This window comes from Chlorobium ferrooxidans DSM 13031 (assembly GCF_000168715.1).
GTDB lineage: Bacteria > Bacteroidota > Chlorobiia > Chlorobiales > Chlorobiaceae > Chlorobium > Chlorobium ferrooxidans.
Window position 1 is genome coordinate 15,212 of record NZ_AASE01000022.1, and the last position, 18,635, is coordinate 33,846.

Below are 18,635 nucleotides of genomic sequence, written 5' to 3' on the forward strand. Positions count from 1 at the left end.
TGTGTTAATGAATTAAACTCTTTTTCTCATGTCGGATCCGATGCTGCTGGTTGTTGAGGATGATCCGCATCTTGCGCAACTGCTTGGCTATAATCTTGAACGGGCCGGCTTTAAATGTCATGTTTCCTCAACAGGAGAAGATGCGCTTCTGCAACTTGTCCGGAAGAGTTTTGATCTCGTACTGCTTGATGTCATGCTTCCCGGAATTGACGGTTTTGAGGTGTGCCGGCAGATCAGGCAGAATCAGCTTTTCAGGGATCTTCCCATTATCATGCTTACGGCAAAAGGTGAGGAGATTGACCGGATTCTCGGTTTTGAACTGGGTATCGACGACTATGTTGTCAAGCCGTTCAGCCCCAGGGAGCTGATTCTCAGGATCAGGGCCATTTTCAAGCGCGATCGGCGTCACGGCGGCAGGGTGCCGGAGCAGCTCAGAGCAGGTACGCTTGATGTCGATCTTGTCCGTCACCTGGTTACCCTCGAAGGCAGGGAGCTTCTGCTGACCCTGATGGAGTTCAAGCTGCTTGCTGCGCTGCTCAAAAGAAAAGGCGAGGCACAGTCACGCGAAAAGCTGCTCAGCGATGTCTGGGATGTTGACCGCTCCATCAACACCCGCACCATCGATACCCATATTACCCGGCTTCGTGAAAAGCTCGGCGAAACCGGACGGATGATAAAAACCGTACGCGGCTTTGGTTACAAGTTTGAAGACGAGGCTTAAATCGATGCAGGCCAAAGTTTCATTCAGGCTCGGAGCTGTTATCGGTACGATTATTTTTGTAACCGTACTCGTCAGCTATCTCTCGCTTGGCGGTCAGTTGACGGAGCTGCTCAGAGAGGCATCCCGCAGGGAGTTGCACCGGGATCTTCTGCTTAACCGCCAGCTGCTTGAAGAGAAACCCGCCGGATGGCTTGAAGCCGACAGTGCCGATGCCTGGGCCGACCGGGTAGGGAGTGCGCTTGAACTCAGGGTTACACTTATCGATCTTCAGGGGAGGGTAATCGGCGACTCCTATATTCCTGCAAAAAAACTCTCTGTTATGCAGAACCACCGCAACCGTCCTGAAGTAGTGGCAGCGCTGCAAAAAGGGTACGGAGAGGAGTCCCGTTACAGTCAAACGGTGAAGGAACAGATGCTCTATATAGCGGTCCCTGTCGGACGGCCAAAACCCCGGGCCCTTTTGCGTTTCGCCAAACCCCTTTACGATAACGGCATCTTTGAGAAAGGAATCCGCAAAAGCATCGAGCAGGGGCTCTTTTTTGCGCTCTTTTTCTCTTTTGTTGCGGGTCTCCTCGGGGCATTTTTTCTGGCCAGGCCGCTTCGCAATCTGGCGGAAATCGCCCGGAAACGGCTCCGGGATGACCTCTCCGGCACCATTCCCGTTGACCGGCAGGATGAGATCGGTATGCTGGCCCGTGCATTCAACACCATGTCCGATGAGATAAAAAAAATGAGGCGCAGTGAAGAGTGGTTTCGCGCTGTTTTTTCGGGAATCAGGGAGGCAATCATTGTTACGGATGCTGCAGGCGATATTATACTCGTCAACCCGGCGGCATCAAGAATTTTCCGGATTGAAGGGGCCATGTTCAAATCCAGGCCCCTCCGTCACCTCTCCGACAGCCGGCTTGAAGAGCTGTTCAGCAGGGTACACAAGAGCCATCTGGCGCTCATCAAGGAGGAGATGGCCTTTGAAACAACCAAGGGACGTCGAATCATGCAGATCAGTTCCATGCCGGTCATGCAGGGGGAGCGGTTTGACGGAACGGTTTTTGTCTTGAATGATATTACCAAACTTCGTAATCTTGAACGGGTACGTCGCGACTTTGTATCCAGCGTTTCGCACGAACTGCGTACCCCCCTGACGAGCATCAAGGGATATACTGAAACGTTGCTCGAAGGGGCGATGCATGAGCCGGAACATGCCTCTGCGTTTCTGAAGATTATCCTTCAGGAGAGTGAACAGCTTACCGCACTGGTAAACGACGTGCTTGATCTCTCCAGAATCGAGTCGGGCCGCATTGAGTACCACTTCAGTGCGGTGGATCTCAGGACGGTTATAGCAAAATCGGTTGATCAGCTTCGTCTTGCGCTCGAAAAGAAAGCGGTCCGGCTTGATGTCAGCATTGCCGATGACATGCCGCAACTCCATGCGGACAGCGGATATCTGGAAATTGTGGTTCGAAACCTGCTTGACAATGCCATTAAATATGTTGATGCAGAGCACGGCAAAATCAGGATATCAGCATTCAGAAACGGTGACTTTGTGCAGCTTGATGTGGAAGATAACGGCATCGGTATCTCGAAGCAGGATCTGGGAAGGATTTTTGAGCGCTTTTACCGGGTTGACAAGGCCCGTTCCAGGGAGCTTGGCGGAACCGGACTCGGGCTCGCCATTGTCAAACACATTGTTCTGGCCCACAAAGGCCACGTAGAGGTACGTTCAAGAGTCAGCCAGGGATCGGTCTTCTCGGTTCTTTTTCCTGTTGTAGCGGATAGTACCGTAAACAGGAACTGATCTCTTCTCCATTCGACGGATAACGAGATCAGTTTGTACTCAATCAATAGTGCCTGAAGATGCTCAGGGCAGATAGAAGCGGATGCCTGCAGCTCCGTTGAGTCCGAGCCGGACCGTTGGTGCTACATCAAGTACCGGAGCTATTTCCGCAAAGAGGTCGATGGGGGTATCGGCGAAGAGATAGGTGATACCTACCGGAATGCGAACACCGACCTCGGTCTCATGACTGTTTTTAATTCTTCCGCCTATACCGTAGTACCAGGGGAAACGGCCTTTCAGTTCGGAAGGAGTTATTGACCTTTTGCTGTGCACCAGATAGTCGGCATGAAACTGAAACGGGTTATTATTGTCCGAAAGTGATACGGCAAGAGCCGCATCTATGGCTGTGGAGTTGTCGAGCCAGTATTTCATGCTCACGCCGGTCGGTTCACCGACGATAAGCCCGACGCCTACCCCCTCTCTGGCAAAAACATCACTGCCGCTGCATGCAGCCAGAAGTGAGGCGATACAGGCAATTTTTTTCAGTTTTCCACTGATTTTCATCTTCTTCATCACGCGCTCCCTGTCGTTATCGATTGTAAAAGTATGTACGGTATGATGTTGCAGTCAGATCTCGTGTAATCATTCCTTTCAGTAAAGAAAAAGCATCACTTATCAGCGATCTCTTCATCAGCCAGTATAGCAGAAGGCGGGAATCAATAACAAGGAGTTAACTTATTTTTAAGCAAACTTTTACATATGCCCCTTGCCAGCGGCTTCGGGCGCGGGTTCCGATTGCTTGAAGCTTTGAGTAATAGGTGCCTATCTCGCTTTCAGGGTGCCACTTAAAGGAGGGTCTCACTTTCTTTGGCATCCGATATAATCTGGATATGCAGGGGAATACGCACTTCCGGGATCAGATGGTGCGGGTAAAAACCGGCATCGAACAGTTCGTTGTTGATTGCAATGGTGTCATCATCAACGATCACCCTGTAGGCGACCACAAGCAGCGATCCATACATCTCCACCTCACGGTGATAGATGCCGATAAGCCGATCAATTCTGCCGTTCAATGCCGTCTCCTCCATCAGTTCCCGCAGGCACCCTTCGTGAGGCTCTTCGCCGGCTTCAATAAAACCACCGGGCAGAGCCCATTCGTTGAGTGCAGGTTCCTGGGCGCGGCGAACCACAAGCAGTTTATTCTCTCTGTTGACCGTATAGGCCAGTGCGACGGGGAGGGGATTTATATAGTGCACCCAGGCGCAGACGGGGCAGAACATTCTCTGACGACCATCAATCCTGGCGCCTTCGAGCCTGTTTCCGCATATCGGGCAGTAGGTATACGATCTCATTATGGTTTGGAAGAAACTTTTTGCTGTGTCAGGAGATTTAGATGCTAAAACCTTTTACTAACCAGAATAAGTTTCATTTATGGCAATATCAATACTTGAAGAAGGAACTTCTGCTCCTGCAATTTCGGCGCTTGATCAGGACGGAAAGCCGGTAACCCTTGAAGAGTACCGTGGCCGGAAGGTTATACTCTATTTTTATCCCAAGGATGATACTCCCGGATGCACAAAGGAGGCTTGTGCTTTTCGTGATAATTTCCCTAACTTTAAGGCATTAGGGGTTGAGGTTCTTGGCGTGAGCGTTGACAGTGAGAAGAAGCACAAGAAGTTTGAGGAGAAGTATCAGCTGCCATTCCGCCTGGTCGCCGATCCTGAAAAGAGCATTGTTGAAGCATACGGCGTCTGGGGGCAGAAAAAATTTATGGGACGCGAATATATGGGAACCAGTCGGGTAACCTACCTGATTAATGAAGAGGGCAAGATTGAAAAAGTGTGGCCGAAAGTCAATCCTTCGGAACATGCGGAGGAGTTGCTTAACTATCTGCAGAAAAAAACCTGACAGTACAGCATGGTAAACGAATTTGAAAAGCTTAAAGCAGGCAAACTTCTGCTCGCATCAGCCAATCTGCTTGAGTCGAGTTTCAAGCGGACCGTGCTGCTTATGTGCGAGCATAATGAGAAAGGCTCTCTTGGTTTTATCCTGAACCGCCCGATGGAGTTCAAGGTATGTGAGGCTATTGCCGGTTTTGAGGATATAGAGGAGCTGCTGCACATGGGCGGGCCGGTACAGGTTGATACTGTTCATTTTCTCCATTCAAGGGGTGACCTGATAGAGGATTCACTTGAGATTCTGCCCGGGCTCTTCTGGGGGGGCGACAAAAACGAGCTGAGTTATCTGCTCAACACCGGTATCATGATGCCGTCTGAAATCAGGTTTTTTCTCGGCTATGCCGGATGGACTGCCGGGCAGCTTGAAGCTGAGTTTGACGAAGGGTCATGGTACACGGCTGACGCATCGAAGGAGCTGATATTCAGTGATGCCTACGAGCGAATGTGGAGCCGTTCGGTCCGCTCCAAGGGCGGAGAGTACCAGATCATTGCCAACGCGCCTGAAATGCCGGGACTGAACTGAGCGGTTGCAGCAGGGAACGGTGCGGGAATTAACGGCAGGTGATTTTTGTTGTTCATGAGAGACAAAAAGCATATATACCACTGCTTTTTGATGACGTTAATCTACTTTGTCGAATATGGGGATGACAGGCTTTCGACAGGGCAGGTGTAAGATGGAGTTGCACTCCGAGTTTCAGCATGGATGGACTCGTTAAAGAAGTCTATGCAAACAATAGATGCAGACGATTATTCGTATGCAATGGCTGCCTGATTAGCACAAGTTAATTAATCAGCCATCGTCCGATGGGGGAGGCGCTTACTCTGAAGCCACCGGATGGCATAACCCGCGCTTGAGCCTCGGTTCGCGCAAGTAAGCCCCAACTGCTTTTGCCTGAAAAGGCATGCGGGTGATACAAAGAGGGATAGTGAACCGAACTTTACAGGTGTAGCACCGGTTCATGAAACACTGAACACCTGGGATGAGTGTGGTAGCTTTATTGAGCAATGTTCTGGACGCGGGTTCGACTCCCGCCATCTCCACAATAAGCCCGAACCGATAACCCGGTTCGGGCTTTTTTGTTTTGCGTATAAAGCGTAATTATATTGTAATTAATTAAATTTTTCCGGGTTCGAGGGTTTTAGAATCTTTTGCGTCATGTTCAGCGCTTATTCTGAAGATTTTATGTTTCAGCTTGCGGATGCCGAGGTGAATTTAATGGTATCGCAAGGTGCGATACCTTCACGAAAGCATCCGGGAGGCAGTCTGCCCTATGTTTTTACCGAACAGGGTGAGGATAGTCTTTCGGGCTTACTTAAAAGCGCCAAAGCTGCTAAAGTATATGTGAAAATTATGAGAGCATTTGTGGAAATGCGCCGTTTTATTCAGAACAATGCCCGGATTTTTTGCACGACTGGATAGTGTCGAACGCCGTCAGATTACTTTTGAATCAGAAACGGAAAAAATTTGGATGACAAACGAACCAAACTTGAGGGTAATGGCGACCTTAAGGATAATGTTGCCAAATACCATGCCCGTCTTCATGAAACAGAGAGTGATCGCACCCTGAAATGCTTTTTTGTGCTTTGTGATGAGATTGAAGCTGAAGGTTATGACCTCTCCCTTTCCTGTTACAAAACCGATGTTTTTGAAGAGGTCAGCCACGAAAATCCGTCGGTAATTCTCGACAAACTGATTGCTGCCGTGGTAGGGGAGATAGACGGGGTTGAACTTGCCAATATTCAAAGCGGCATTGTCCGGGAGCTGCTGGAACTGAAGGGGATGATTGGATGAAACAACAACATGAAATTACTATTCGCCCTCAGTTTATAGGGCAGATCAAAGAGATCATTACGCAGTCTCGGGAAAATGCCGTTCGTGCAGTTGATCATCACAGAGTGCTGATGTACTGGAACATTGGCAAGCGCATTCTCGAAGAGGAGCAACAGGGAAAAGAGCGGGCTGAGTACGGCACTTATCTGCTCAAAACACTCTCTCAAGCATTGGTACCTGATTATGGTACAAGCTTTTCAGTCAGACAATTGGAGCGTAGTCGGCAGTTTTACAAGGAATTTCCAATTGCGTCCGCGCTGCGGACGCAATTCAGTTGGATGCACTATAAATTGCTTATCTCACTTGATAATAATGGCAAGCGGGAGTATTACGAGGTTGAAGCAGCAAAAAATAACTGGACTGCCCGGCAACTTGAACGGCAGATAAACAGCCAGCTTTACGAACGTCTTCTGTTAAGCAACGACAAAGAGAGGGTTCTTTCGGTTGCCCGTGGCGAGCAGCAACCCGAAAAAGCGATCGACATCATTAAAGACCCCATGTATCTGGAGTTTTTAGGCTTGAAACGAGAGAGTGCCTACTACGAAAAAGATCTTGAACAGGCAATCATCACCCAGTTGCAAGCGTTTTTACTGGAGTTGGGTAACGGTTTTACCTTTGTTGCCCGCCAACAGCGAATCCACCTCGATGGGGAGGACTTTTTTATTGATCTTGTTTTTTACAACCGGCTTTTGCGCTGTTTTGTCATTATCGAACTCAAAACCCATAAGCTGACTCATCAGGACCTGGGGCAGTTGCAGATGTATGTCAACTATTACGATCGAATTGAAAAACTGCCCGATGAGAATCCGACAATCGGGATTCTCCTTGCTGCCGACAAGAATGATGCTGTGGTGAAGATTTCCCTGCCGGAAGATAACCGGACCATTCTCGCAAGCCAGTACAAGCTCTACCTTCCAAGTGAAGAGGCGCTCAGGGAGCAGTTGGTCAGGGAGATGAAGGCGATTGAAGGGAGGGAGAGATGAAGAGCGAAATATTTGGCCATCTTTGCAACATTGTAAAATGGGACGAACCCCTTTTCGAGATCAACAACGATATTGGGGGAAAGCAAATAAGTGGGTTTCTATCTCGGACATGAAAGAGAAAATAATTAGTAATACCACAGAAGAGATTACCGTTCTTGCGGTTGTTAAGGCGATGTGTCGTCTTATTGATTTTTGACAAGAATGTGCTATATGCAATCAGCCCTTTTTTTTCAGTAACGGGGATGTGCTACATTTCAGTAACGGTAACCAGACTACGATACGATCCATGAGGCTTAGCGCGGTGTAGCAGTAATGCATACTTCAGTAAGCTTCATTCACCCCGGAGAAAGGAGAGGGCAGTGGAAGAGTATGATCAATTTGCCAAAGAGGATGCTTCGGGAACGGCCATACCATGATGGACTATCTCGATCCGGCGGTACTGCAATCAGCCTCGCTTGAGCTGCTTGAAGAGAGAACCGATTTTCAAGCCAGCGACCAGGTTGTTGCGGGCCTGACCTATCCGACCTACATGATGCTGAAATACCGGAAGCTCGGATGAGAAAGCGGCGTTGTCTGCTGATGGCATTATGAAGGATCGGTTTGTATTTTTGCTGATGAAATCTTACATTAACAATTGTTACAGTGTTCTTCACACCATTGCTGGTCATCAAGAAAGGCTGAGGGAATAGACCCTGCGAAGCCTTGACAACCGATCCCGTTCACAGCGGGACACGGTGCCACATTCTACTTCTGCACTCAATGCACTCCGACGCAATCGGAATGAAGCGGAAGAACGATGCGTGAAAAAGATGCTTTAAAAAGCGTTTTTTCAAAACAGGTATACCAAGGGTACCAGCGAGCACCTCCATCATTGTCAAGAGCGGTTTTTCTTCAGCTCCGGAGGAGCGACATATTGGTAGTACAGGGGAGAACCCCGGAAAACAAATCACCTCTTCCATCATCAGGGAAGGGGTTTTTTTGTTTTATCATTACTTTCAAGTTCACATCAACCATTAATTTACGAGCGAGTTTATCAATGAGTTTTCAGACTGACACGATCCATGCAGGAGTTGGGCCTGACAAGGCATACGGCGCCATTATGACTCCGATCTACCAGAGCTCCACCTTTGTGTTTGAGGATATCGGAAAACACAGGGGATTCGATTACACCCGGAGCGGCAACCCGACCCGCAAGGCGCTCGAAGACAACCTTTGCGCGCTTGAAGGGTGCTCTTCCGCAGTTGCGGTGACGACCGGTATGGCGGCCATTACCTCAACCCTCAGCATCTTCAAATCCGGTGACGAGATCATCTGCACTGATGACTGCTATGGCGGTACTTCCCGGCTTATGAAAACGGTTGAGGAGCATTTCGGCATCAAGGTACACTTTGTGAATCTGCAGGAGGCGGCCAACCTCGAGCATTACGTCAATAAAAACACCAGGGCTGTATGGGTTGAGACGCCATCCAATCCGCTCCTGAATCTGGTTGATATTCATGCGGTTTCCCTGCTTGCAAAGACCCACGGTCTGCTCACTATTGTTGATAACACCTTTCTCTCGCCATACGGCCAGAAACCCTTCGAGCTTGGAGCCGATATTGTGGTGCACTCCACCACCAAGTATCTCAACGGTCACTCCGATGTGGTTGGGGGGGCGGTACTCTCCAACAGTGAAGATCTTGATGCCCGCCTGAAGTTTACGGTCAATGCGCTCGGAACCTGCGCACAGCCGTTCGACTGCTGGCTGGTGCTTCGGGGTATCAAAACCCTTGTTGTTCGCATGAGGGAGCATGAAAAGAACGCTCTTGCCGTAGCGGAATTTCTCGAGAAGCACCCGAAAGTCAAGCGTGTCTTCTACCCCGGTCTTCCTGCCCACCCGCAGCATGAGCTTGCCAGATTTCAGCAGAAGAGTTTTGGCGGTATGGTCTCCTTTGAGCTTGAAGGCGAAATCGAAGATGTTAACCGTGTACTGGTTGGCACAAAGCTTTTTTCACTTGCAGAAAGCCTTGGTGGAGTCGAATCGCTGATTGAGCATCCTGCAACCATGAGTCATGCTTCTATGGATCGTGATCACCGGCAGGTAGCGGGAATTACCGATACCATTATCAGGCTCTCGATCGGCATTGAAGACGTAGATGATCTGATTGCCGATCTTGCCTCTGCCCTTGGATGAAGGTGACGGTGATTTTTTGCTGCTGTTCACTACATTACGGCATGAACGTTCATTCCGGCAGATGAAATCGGCCGATTTCATCTGCCGGAAATATTTTACCGGAAATCAGCATGCCCCTCCCGTTTTTTACGAATAACACCCCTTCTGCGGCCGGTACGCCCTTTCCCTACACCCTGAAGGTGAGTGCAAGGGCGAAGTCTGCGCGACTGAAAATGATGCCGCATGGCGGCCTTGTGGTGGTGGTTCCTCCGGGATTCGATAAGAAACAGATTGCAACGCTGCTGCTGCACCATGAAGCGTGGATAAAAAAAGTTTCGGCCCGATTTGATGCCCATCGCCCTGATCCTCTCCCTTTGAGTGCGGGGGGATTACCCTGTACCATTGATTTCCCGGGGTTTGCTGAATCGTGGAGCGTGACCTACAAAGATAGAGGAAGCGGAGAGGTTGAGCTGATTGAAGAGCAGGAGCGTACGCTCCTTGTTTCAGGTGATGTTGCTGATAAAGCGCTTACGCAAAAACTGCTCTCTCTCTGGTTGAAAAAGCGGGCTCAGGTGCACCTGCTTCCTGCGCTTGAAAAACTTGCCGCCGCCCATGGATTCAGCTACACTTCTGCAGGTGTTCGCCTGCAGCACTCACGGTGGGGAAGCTGCTCATCACGCCGCTCGATAACCCTGAACAGCAAGTTGCTCTTTCTGCCCGACTATCTTGTCCGCTACATTATGGTGCATGAGCTTTGTCACACGGTGCAGATGAATCACTCCAGGGCATTCTGGTCGCTGGTTCATCAGCATGACCCGCTGTGCCAGAGCAACAACAGGGAGATGAAGCATGCATGGAAGTATGTCCCTTCCTGGTTAGGGCAGAGGGAGTTATGACCATTTATAGCGCTGCCAGTGAGGTGCTTTCTTGTTCATGCTTTTAAGTTGTAGATTGTTTTTTTGTGACTCTCAGGCCCCTTATCATTTACCTGTAAACCGCCAAGCCATGAATATCGGAATTCCTGTTGAACGAAAATCCGGAGAGAACAGGGTCGCCTGCACCCCTTCCGGAGTTCGTAATCTTGTTTCTGCCGGTCACCGGGTTGTGGTTGAAGCCGGTGCAGGGCTCGGAAGCGGCTTCAGTGACGATAAGTACCGTCGGGCCGGAGCACAGCTCACCGCTTCGACCGAAAAGGTCTGGAAGAGTGATATGGTGGTGAAGGTCAAGGAGCCCCTTGAAGAGGAGTACCGCTTTTTCCGGGAGGAGCTCACGCTCTTTACCTTTCTGCATCTGGCAGGGGTGCCGGATCTGGCGGAGAAGCTGCTTGATTCCGGCGTGACCGCACTTGCCTATGAGACGGTTGAGGATAATGGACGCCGTCCACTGCTTGCACCCATGAGTGAAATTGCAGGGAAGATGAGTGTTCTTATGGGAGCATACTATCTCAGCCGTCATCATGGCGGGAACGGGAAGCTGATCGGCGGAGTTCCGGGTGTTCTGCCCGGCAGGGTTGCCATACTCGGCGGGGGGCTGGCCGGTATGCATGCCGCAAAGGTCGCGGCGGCACTTGGCGCAGATGTCACCGTGCTTGAAGTCGATCAGGAACGCATGCGCTATCTTGAAACCTCACTTCCTTCTCAGGTGCATACGCTCTACTCAACCGAGCAGCATATTGAAGAGCAGCTTGAAATGGTTGATCTTCTGATTGGCGCGGTTCTTGTTCCCGGAGCGGTAGCACCGAAACTCGTCAGCCGCTCAATGCTGAAGAAAATGAAGCAGGGAGCGGTGCTTGTCGATATAGCTGTTGATCAGGGCGGATGTATTGAAACCACCAGACCGACAACCCATGAATCACCTGTTTTTGTGGATGAGGGGGTTGTTCATTACTGTGTGGCCAATATGCCTGCTGCCTACCCGCAAACATCAACGGAGGCACTCACCGGAGCCACCCTTCCCTATGTCAGAAGAATTGCTGATCTCGGCCTGGAGAGTGCCATGGTCATGATGCCGGGCCTCTCATCGGGATTGAATATCTGGAATGGCAAGGTAACCCATGAAGCGCTTGCCCGATCACTGGGAAAGCCCTTTCATGAGAATCCGTTTGCCTGACAGGGTTCGTTTTTTTCAAGTCAGGGAACAAGCAGCTTGAATCCGGAGTGCGGGTCGTACTGACGCAGCGCACTGTTTTCAAGCAGTTCAGTCAGAATGATCTCCATGACCAGCCACACCTTCACCCCCTTGCGAATACAGCCGGTAACGGTATTCTCCTCACGACCGCACGCCATATGCATATGGAGTACCGGATTGCCCTCGTCATCGGGAAAAATGGTCCCTGTTCCGGTAATTTCATGAGCATCATAGAGTTCATGAGTCATCGGAGTGACCGGATGTGAGCGGCTCTCATCAGGGCCGACCACAAGCAGACTTCCCTTGTCGGCTCCGCCGATGGCAATAAGCGATGCCCTTGCGATAGCATGATCTCTTACAAACTGCTCAAGTTTCTCATGTACGATTTCACCATCCTCAAGTCTTATGATAAAGGTCCTGCCCTCCCGGGCCTCTGAATATTTCATGTCCTCAAGGTTATATGTTAAGGCTGCCCCGTTTAACGCTTAGTATGCTGCATGGCTACAGTCAATTTACCAAAACCCGATAATGCATACCAGAGCTTTTTAGCTTCAGGTGCGTGTGAATGTGAGCGATCGATACCCATGGAGCTGGAAGAGCCGTTCTACCGATTCAGCCTGTAGATGTGCCAGTTCAGATACGTTGCAAAGAGTCCCCAGCCGAGGTAGGGGAGCAGGAGTAGAGCTGCTGGTGTACTTGCTTGCAGAAAAAGCAGAATAATTGCAACAAGGGTGCAGTCGATGAAGAGGAGGTCAAACAACGCGAGGAGTATTTTTTTTCGCGAGAAAAAAATGCCCGTCCAGTTAAATGCGGCTGTAAAATGGATGATGAGCAGCGCGATCGTGGTGTAGAGATGAGGATGCGAAGGAGCAATAAAGTAGAGTAAAAAGGCTCCGAAAATAAGGATGTAAATCGCAATCCAGACCGGCCAGAAAAACTTGTTCGGCGGGGTCAGGTGAGGCTTTTTCAACCCTTCATACCATGTACTCATGATTGTTCTCTTCTGCGTTCAATGCATACATTGCCACTGTTTTGCACCTGCACACAGAAGAGAAAACATTATTTCCCGGCCAAATGGTTCCCGGATGTAGGGGCGAAACATTTTTCGCCCCTACGCGATATCGTAATACATCGCCTGTCTGGATCTGTCGGAATGCGATAAATATGGACAGCGGGGAAGAAGATCTCTCACCTGATTGCATCAGATTCGAGATGACATGGCCGATGGTTGCTGTCAGTTATCGAAAAACTCGATCTGCACGTTTTCATTCTCCTGCTCGGTCAGGTTGTAGCGACCTTTTTTATTGATTGCCAGACCCAATCTGTCTGCAGCAGGGATGATACTCTGTTCAATGCTGTCCGCCTCTTTTTTCGGGAAATTCCGGTTAAAGAAGAGGTTCAGCGTCGGGCCGGTATTTTCAAACTGAAGCAGAAATCCGTTGTGATTAACAAAAACCAGATCTTCGTAGGCATACGTTACCTCATGGCCGAGCTCTTCGAGAAGCTGTATGACAGTTCCAAGTGGTCGTAATGATGTTTCCATAGTTACTCCTTATTTGTGCATGAATAGTTGTTGTTGTGAGGGCATGAATTCATGTCGCTCAAATCTTCTGATTGTTCTTCCTGCTCCACCAGGTTTATCAGCTTTTTCAGCCCGGCAATGTCGAAGCCCTGAAAATAGTGGTTTCCGATTTTCATCAGTGGCCGTTTTATGAGGAGCGGCTCTTTGATCATGAGCACAATGGCCTCCTCCCTGCTGAAGAGAAGGGGGTTTACCTCTCCTGACTTTACCTTGGGCGCCGCCATGTTGAACCATTCGACTACAGGCTTCTCTCCGAGATAGTGCTCCAGCTCCGTTTTCGACCAGGGGTGTTCAAGCAGATTAACGGCTTCAACAATGTGACCTGACTGCCTCAGCAGCAGTTTTTGCCGGGTATTGTTCTGGCACCCCGGCTTTTCGTAAAAGAGTATGGTTGCCATAATCCCGGTTTTATTGCCCCCTCTGGTTGCTCGCTACTGCTTAATTAAGGAAAAAATAATAAAAAAACTAAATAAATAACATGAAATACTTATTATTGATACATAAGTAAGGTTTTGTTGCGTTATTTCAATAATAAATTAAAAAGGAGTGAGGTTATGGCTGAAAGTAACCTTCAGGCATGGGAAAAAGTTCTGGAATACTCTTCGGTTCCGTTGCATGGCACCATGTCAAGAAAAATCCGAAAAGGGGTCAAGCTGCAAATTAACGAAGGAGCTATCTATGAAGATGCAGTACTCTTTATCAGTGATCTTTTTCTTCGCATTACCGGTGAGGAGGGAGGGGTAAGTGTGAACACCTATTATGATATGAAGGCGGTTTCAAGCATTCGTACCTACAGCAGCAAGGAATAGGGTAGGGACGATATGATTGTGATGTAGGGGCGTATTGCAATACGCCCCTACGGTGAGGTCATCTCCCGCTGCACCGAGGGGACAAAGTTCAGCTGGCGGCCCTGTTTCGGCAACCCGAGAATCTCCCTTGCATGATCGAGTGCGTCGTCAATATTGCCGAAAATGTTCTCTTCACCGATCTCGTCGTAGAGTCCGTATTGCTGAAGGGCAAAGAGCGGCTGGGCATGAACACCCGAGAGTATCAGCCGGGTTGAGCTCTTGTTGCTGTCCTTGAGCAGTTCCCGCATCATATTCAGTCCTGTTGCATCAATCGAGAGCACCTTGCGCATTCTGATGATGCGTATTTTCGGTGCCTTTTCTACAATATGCATGGCGTCCCTGAACTTGGTTGCCGCACCGAAGAAGAATGGCCCGCTGATTTCAAAAACCTCAACCCCCTCGGGCACTCTCCGGGTTACGATGGTGTTGGGATCCTCCTCTTCATCCCTGTCTTTCAACTCTCCGGTCATCATACCTACATTTGAGAGTTCGGCCATGCGCTGCATAAAGAGGATAACCGAGAGCAGCATGCCGATCTCTATGGCGACCGTCAGATCAAAAACAACGGTCAGGCCGAAGGTGGTAAGCAAGACGCTGACATCGCTTTTCGGGCTTTTGAGCAGTTGACGGAATACCTTGATTTCGCTCATGTTCCAGGCAACAATTATGAGGATTGCTGCAAGTGCTGGCATCGGGATGAGCTTTGCCCACTTTCCGAAAAGTACCATGATTAACAGAAGCGTCACGGCATGAACAATACCGGAGAGAGGGGTTCTTCCCCCGTTCTTTACATTGGTCGCAGTTCTGGCAATTGCTCCGGTTACCGGGAGTCCGCCGAAGAGCGGGGTAATGATATTTGCCACACCCTGGGCAATAAGCTCCATATTTGACTTGTGTTTGCCGCCGATCATACCATCGGCCACAACAGCCGACAGGAGTGCTTCAATTGCTCCAAGCAGGGCAATGGTGGTTGCCGGCATAAGCAGCTTGCGGATAGTGGCAAAATCGAAAATGGGAAGTACCGGTGAGGGAATCATGGAGGGAATCTCTCCGAAACGGCTTTCGATGGTGGCTACTCCAAGGTGAAACTGCTGCACAATAACCGTCGTGACCACAAGCGCGACCAGTGATCCCGGAATTTTGTGCGAAAGTTTCGGCCAGAAAATGATAATGAAGAGCGCCAGGAGGCCGATCAACAGGCTTGGCAGGTCAATTGTCTCAATGTTGAGTGCAAACGCGCTCCACTTGCCGATAAAGTCAGGGGGAACAGTGTCGATTGAAAGGCCGAGAAACTCCTTGACCTGGCTGGAAAAAATAATGACAGCAATGCCGCTGGTAAAACCGACAATCACCGGATAGGGGATGAATTTGATGAGCGAACCGAACTGGGCAAAACCCATGATCATCAGGATAACACCGGCCATCATGGTTGCAAGCAGAAGGCCGTTAAGGCCGTACTCCTGAACAATTCCGAAAAGAATGACAATAAAAGCACCGGTCGGTCCTCCAATCTGTACCCGGCTTCCCCCGAGAAAGGAGACAAGAAATCCGCCGATAACGGCACTGATGAGACCTTTTTCCGGTGAAACTCCTGAGGCAATGGCAAAGGCGATTGCAAGCGGGAGAGCAACAATACCCACAAGTACACCGGAAATAATATCCTTTCCTATCCGCTCAGGGGTGAGCTCATGTAAAATCGTGAAAAGTTTTGGTTTGAACATGGTGGGCTTCAGACATAATGAACCGGGCAGCAGTTACTTGGTATTCATGCTATATATAAGATTTTTGGATTGGTTTATCAATATACGCTCATGTTCAGAAAAAGAGCCTGAAGCCAGCCGGTCCGTGCTGCGGGCTCAACTGCTGCTGAAATGAAGCGTTATATACTCTTTTTATGCTTTTTCAGTTGCTCTTTGACTTGATATTCCATAAAATAAAAGGTGACGATATGGTTTTCTTTCCTTCTCATTCTCTATAATGGCCTTCGGTAACCGTTCCGATCATTTTTTAATGTGAATCCACACCAATTTATGAACTCATCCGAATCGCTTCAGCAGCCTCTTACGCATGAAGAGCTTGGCCTCCTGGAGGGTTTTCTTCTCTCTGACTCGACTCCCGAAGAGAGTCTCTCTTCAATCGAGATGCTTGACGGCTATATGACAGCACTTGTTGTCGGCCCCGAAGAGATCGATCCAGAGCTCTGGATGCCCTTTATCTGGGACCAGGAAAATGATGCCGCCCCCTTTTTTTCATCGGAGGAAGAAGAGAAGATGATCAAGGAGCTGCTGCTTCGTCATATGAACTCCATTGCCATACAGTTCAATGAGGCAGCAGAGGAGTTTCTGCCGCTCTTCGAACAGTACACCTACAATGATGAAGAGGAGAAAAATACAGCTATTGAAGACTGGGCACTCGGCTTTACGGTCGGTATGGAGTTGAAGCATGAGTCATGGGCTCCACTCCTGCTCGACGAAGAGAGTGCCATGCTGGTACTTCCGATGTTTGTTCTTGGTAAAATAACGGACGATTTTGACAACCTCCCCGAAGAAGAAATTCTCGACCTGATCAATCTGCTTCCCGGTTTTGTTATTAAAATCTATCACTACTGGAGAGAGGGGAATTCCTGAACTGTTTTCTGCTTTAGCACCAGGCACTTTTTTTTCGGGAAGCTCTCTCTTTGCTCTTTTTTCCCCCGTGTGGGTATAAGGTCCGGCAGGCTCTTTATTCTGATTTGTGGAAAAACACGCTTTAATGATAACTCAGGGGAAAAATATCCAGCAGCAGGCTGAACAGGATCCAGACCGTTTTTTTGACCTTATACCGGATCCGGTTTGTATTGTATCGTCAGACGGATCATTCAGAAAAGTCAATGCAGCATGGGAGCTGGTTCTGGGTTATTCGAATGAAGAGCTTCTGTCGATCTCGTTTTTTGATCTCATCCATCCAGAGGACAGAGAGCTTACCATAAAAGAGCTTGAGCCGCAGGCAGCATTGAAGAACAGGCATTTTATCAATCGCTATCGTGCAAAAAGCGGCGATTACCGGTGGCTGGAATGGAACGCGAATCCTGCGGATGGAGGAGTGCTCTATGCTACAGCCCGCGATGTCACCTGCCGTATTGAAGCTGAAGAGCAGATTCGTCTCCTTGCGGACACCTTTACCTGGTGTGCTCACGGCATTGCTATCGGTATACCCTCAACAAAACGGATTATGACCTGTAATCATGCCTTTGCAGCCATGCACGGCATGAGTATCGACGAGGTGTCCGGACAGCTTTTTTTCGATCTCTATCCCGAGTCGGAGCATGCGGCGATTCAAAGGCATCTCACTGAACTGAAGCAGAAAGATTCTCTCCGGTTCGAAACCAGAAGGCTGAAAAAGGATGGCTCTGTTTTTGCTGCCCAGATGGATATAGTCAATATTCAGGACGATCAGGGCCAGGGTGCTTTATCATATCACAACAGTTCAGGATATCACAGAAAGAACAAGGCCCGTGGTTGCACTCCGTGAGAGTGAAAAAAGGTTTCGCTCGGTCGTTGAGTCAGCTCCGGAAGGGATTTTTATACAGACCGGTGGTACCTTTGCCTATTTGAATCCTGCAGCGCTTGCGTTCTACGGAGCATCAGACGAGCATGAACTCCTTGGCCACGAGGTTCTTGATCGGGTTCATCCTGATTTTCGCTTCCAGGTTGCTGAACATATCCGTGTACTCAATGAAGAACGGCGCGCCATTCCCGCACTTGAGAAGCTCCTGCTTCGCTGTGATGGCTCTCCTGTCGAGGCTGAAATTTCAGCGGTACCGTTCAGCTATGGTGGTATGGCGGGGGCGCTGGTGTTTGTTCAGGATATTACGCTTCGTAAAAAGGCGGAGGCGGATCGCCTTCAACTGGAAATGCAGCTTTTCCAGTCCCAGAAAATAGAATCGATCGGCCAGCTTGCCGGGGGTATAGCCCACGACCTGAATAATCTCTTAACCCCGATTCTCGGCTATTCGGAGATGCTCGAAGAGCAGTTTGCCGATGACAAGAGTATTTACGAAGAGGTCAAGGTTATGCATCAGGCAAGCCTGAGCGCAAGAGAACTTGTCTGGAAGCTTCTTGCGTTCAGCCGGCAGAGGCCCTTTGAATACCGGGTGCTGGACTTCAACGAAGTGATAACAGGATTTGAACATCTCCTTCGCCGAACACTTATAGAAGATATTACTGTTCATTACCGGTTATCTTCCGAGGCTCTTGGAGTGAAAGGTGACGCTGGCCAGCTTGAGCAGATCATCATGAATCTTTGTATCAATGCACAGGATGCCATGCCTCAAGGGGGAACGGTTTTCATTGAGACCGCAAAAGTCAATGTGACGCCGTCAGATGAAGAGTCCTGTTCGGGAGTTTATGCCCAACTCACTGTCCGTGACACGGGCACAGGTATGGATGCTGAAACCGGCCAACATATCTTTGAGCCTTTCTTTACAACAAAGGAAGCAGGGCATGGAACAGGTTTGGGGCTTGCTACGGTCTACAGTATTGTCAAGCAGAATAAAGGCACTATCAGGGTGTTCAGTGAGCCGGCAAAAGGGTGTGCTTTCAGAATCCGGCTACCACTGCTCGAAGCAGAAAAGAGTCTGGAGAGTGATGTCGTAAAAAAATGTATTGTAGACGGGATCAA

The 18,635-nt window shown here is 49.4% G+C and carries 22 protein-coding genes and 1 other RNA gene; 16 read left to right on the forward strand and 7 right to left on the reverse strand.

Features of this window, described 5'->3' with window-relative positions; all coding sequences use genetic code 11:
* The first annotated feature begins 28 nt into the window (after positions 1 to 28).
* Both CFERDRAFT_RS09525 and CFERDRAFT_RS09530 read left to right on the forward strand, forming a co-directional pair.
* On the forward strand, positions 29 to 721 hold the full coding sequence (locus CFERDRAFT_RS09525) for a response regulator transcription factor (protein ID WP_006367033.1): 693 nt from the start codon (positions 29 to 31) through the stop codon (positions 719 to 721).
* A 4-nt stretch (positions 722 to 725) separates the two neighbouring features.
* A complete protein-coding gene (locus CFERDRAFT_RS09530; protein WP_006367034.1) occupies positions 726 to 2,516 on the forward strand; it encodes a sensor histidine kinase in 1,791 nt (596 codons plus the stop codon).
* Positions 2,517 to 2,579: 63 nt separating this feature from the next.
* Here CFERDRAFT_RS09530 and CFERDRAFT_RS09535 read toward each other — a convergent pair whose 3' ends face one another.
* Both CFERDRAFT_RS09535 and CFERDRAFT_RS09540 read right to left on the reverse strand, forming a co-directional pair.
* Complete coding sequence (locus CFERDRAFT_RS09535; RefSeq protein WP_006367035.1) at positions 2,580 to 3,068, reverse strand: hypothetical protein; 489 nt, start codon at positions 3,066 to 3,068, stop codon at positions 2,580 to 2,582.
* Between the two features lie 272 nt (positions 3,069 to 3,340).
* Complete coding sequence (locus CFERDRAFT_RS09540) at positions 3,341 to 3,847, reverse strand: NUDIX hydrolase (protein ID WP_006367036.1); 507 nt, start codon at positions 3,845 to 3,847, stop codon at positions 3,341 to 3,343.
* 79 nt (positions 3,848 to 3,926) lie between these two features.
* Here CFERDRAFT_RS09540 and bcp point away from each other — a divergent pair, with 79 nt between their 5' ends.
* The 10 genes from bcp (at position 3,927) to ald (ending at position 11,528) form a co-directional block, all read left to right on the forward strand.
* Complete coding sequence (bcp, locus tag CFERDRAFT_RS09545; RefSeq protein ID WP_006367037.1) at positions 3,927 to 4,403, forward strand: thioredoxin-dependent thiol peroxidase; 477 nt, start codon at positions 3,927 to 3,929, stop codon at positions 4,401 to 4,403.
* A 9-nt stretch (positions 4,404 to 4,412) separates the two neighbouring features.
* Positions 4,413 to 4,976, forward strand: coding sequence for a YqgE/AlgH family protein (locus CFERDRAFT_RS09550; protein ID WP_006367038.1), 564 nt, complete (start codon positions 4,413 to 4,415; stop codon positions 4,974 to 4,976).
* A gap of 117 nt (positions 4,977 to 5,093) precedes the next feature.
* Positions 5,094 to 5,497, forward strand: a transfer-messenger RNA (tmRNA) gene (gene ssrA, locus CFERDRAFT_RS12195).
* A 112-nt stretch (positions 5,498 to 5,609) separates the two neighbouring features.
* Positions 5,610 to 5,873: an ORF6N domain-containing protein gene (locus CFERDRAFT_RS09555; protein ID WP_006367053.1), complete on the forward strand. Its 264-nt coding sequence runs from the start codon at positions 5,610 to 5,612 to the stop codon at positions 5,871 to 5,873.
* A 45-nt stretch (positions 5,874 to 5,918) separates the two neighbouring features.
* Positions 5,919 to 6,245 carry a hypothetical protein gene (locus CFERDRAFT_RS09560; protein WP_006367039.1) on the forward strand — a complete coding sequence of 109 codons (327 nt, stop codon included), beginning with the start codon at positions 5,919 to 5,921 and terminating at the stop codon, positions 6,243 to 6,245.
* Positions 6,242 to 7,267: a PDDEXK nuclease domain-containing protein gene (locus CFERDRAFT_RS09565; RefSeq protein ID WP_006367040.1), complete on the forward strand. Its 1,026-nt coding sequence runs from the start codon at positions 6,242 to 6,244 to the stop codon at positions 7,265 to 7,267. The genes CFERDRAFT_RS09560 and CFERDRAFT_RS09565 overlap by 4 nt, the downstream gene beginning before the upstream one ends.
* Before the next feature lie 412 nt (positions 7,268 to 7,679).
* Positions 7,680 to 7,826 (forward strand): hypothetical protein, encoded by a 147-nt coding sequence (locus CFERDRAFT_RS12410; RefSeq protein WP_006367041.1) that lies wholly within the window; start codon positions 7,680 to 7,682, stop codon positions 7,824 to 7,826.
* Positions 7,827 to 8,303: 477 nt separating this feature from the next.
* Positions 8,304 to 9,440: a trans-sulfuration enzyme family protein gene (locus CFERDRAFT_RS09575; protein ID WP_040433643.1), complete on the forward strand. Its 1,137-nt coding sequence runs from the start codon at positions 8,304 to 8,306 to the stop codon at positions 9,438 to 9,440.
* A 110-nt stretch (positions 9,441 to 9,550) separates the two neighbouring features.
* Positions 9,551 to 10,315: a M48 family metallopeptidase gene (locus CFERDRAFT_RS09580; protein WP_006367043.1), complete on the forward strand. Its 765-nt coding sequence runs from the start codon at positions 9,551 to 9,553 to the stop codon at positions 10,313 to 10,315.
* A 109-nt stretch (positions 10,316 to 10,424) separates the two neighbouring features.
* Positions 10,425 to 11,528, forward strand: coding sequence for an alanine dehydrogenase (gene ald, locus CFERDRAFT_RS09585; RefSeq protein WP_040433645.1), 1,104 nt, complete (start codon positions 10,425 to 10,427; stop codon positions 11,526 to 11,528).
* Positions 11,529 to 11,548: 20 nt separating this feature from the next.
* On the opposite strand, the gene CFERDRAFT_RS09590 is transcribed toward ald, so the two are convergent.
* From CFERDRAFT_RS09590 to CFERDRAFT_RS09605, 4 genes are all read right to left on the reverse strand, one after another.
* Positions 11,549 to 11,992 carry a PPC domain-containing DNA-binding protein gene (locus CFERDRAFT_RS09590; RefSeq protein WP_006367045.1) on the reverse strand — a complete coding sequence of 148 codons (444 nt, stop codon included), beginning with the start codon at positions 11,990 to 11,992 and terminating at the stop codon, positions 11,549 to 11,551.
* A gap of 158 nt (positions 11,993 to 12,150) precedes the next feature.
* Positions 12,151 to 12,537 (reverse strand): TspO/MBR family protein, encoded by a 387-nt coding sequence (locus CFERDRAFT_RS09595; RefSeq protein WP_006367046.1) that lies wholly within the window; start codon positions 12,535 to 12,537, stop codon positions 12,151 to 12,153.
* A gap of 243 nt (positions 12,538 to 12,780) precedes the next feature.
* Entirely contained in the window at positions 12,781 to 13,089 is a 309-nt protein-coding gene (locus CFERDRAFT_RS09600; RefSeq protein WP_006367047.1) for a hypothetical protein, read from the reverse strand.
* A 2-nt stretch (positions 13,090 to 13,091) separates the two neighbouring features.
* Positions 13,092 to 13,526 (reverse strand): thioredoxin domain-containing protein, encoded by a 435-nt coding sequence (locus CFERDRAFT_RS09605; RefSeq protein WP_006367048.1) that lies wholly within the window; start codon positions 13,524 to 13,526, stop codon positions 13,092 to 13,094.
* Positions 13,527 to 13,682: 156 nt separating this feature from the next.
* Between CFERDRAFT_RS09605 and CFERDRAFT_RS09610 the strand changes: the two genes are divergently transcribed.
* The gene (locus CFERDRAFT_RS09610) at positions 13,683 to 13,937 is read left to right on the forward strand and encodes a hypothetical protein (protein ID WP_006367049.1); all 255 of its coding nucleotides are present in this window, start codon (positions 13,683 to 13,685) and stop codon (positions 13,935 to 13,937) included.
* 47 nt (positions 13,938 to 13,984) lie between these two features.
* Here the strand turns inward: CFERDRAFT_RS09610 and CFERDRAFT_RS09615 are convergent, their stop codons facing one another.
* Entirely contained in the window at positions 13,985 to 15,697 is a 1,713-nt protein-coding gene (locus tag CFERDRAFT_RS09615) for a SulP family inorganic anion transporter (protein ID WP_006367050.1), read from the reverse strand.
* Between the two features lie 309 nt (positions 15,698 to 16,006).
* Between CFERDRAFT_RS09615 and CFERDRAFT_RS09620 the strand changes: the two genes are divergently transcribed.
* From CFERDRAFT_RS09620 to CFERDRAFT_RS09630, 3 genes are all read left to right on the forward strand, one after another.
* Positions 16,007 to 16,603, forward strand: coding sequence for a UPF0149 family protein (locus CFERDRAFT_RS09620; RefSeq protein ID WP_006367051.1), 597 nt, complete (start codon positions 16,007 to 16,009; stop codon positions 16,601 to 16,603).
* A 124-nt stretch (positions 16,604 to 16,727) separates the two neighbouring features.
* Positions 16,728 to 17,486: a PAS domain-containing protein gene (locus CFERDRAFT_RS09625; RefSeq protein ID WP_006367052.1), complete on the forward strand. Its 759-nt coding sequence runs from the start codon at positions 16,728 to 16,730 to the stop codon at positions 17,484 to 17,486.
* The coding region (locus tag CFERDRAFT_RS09630) for a two-component system sensor histidine kinase NtrB (RefSeq protein ID WP_156778057.1) at positions 17,470 to 18,635 on the forward strand (1,166 nt) is incomplete at its 3' end. The genes CFERDRAFT_RS09625 and CFERDRAFT_RS09630, both read left to right, overlap by 17 nt.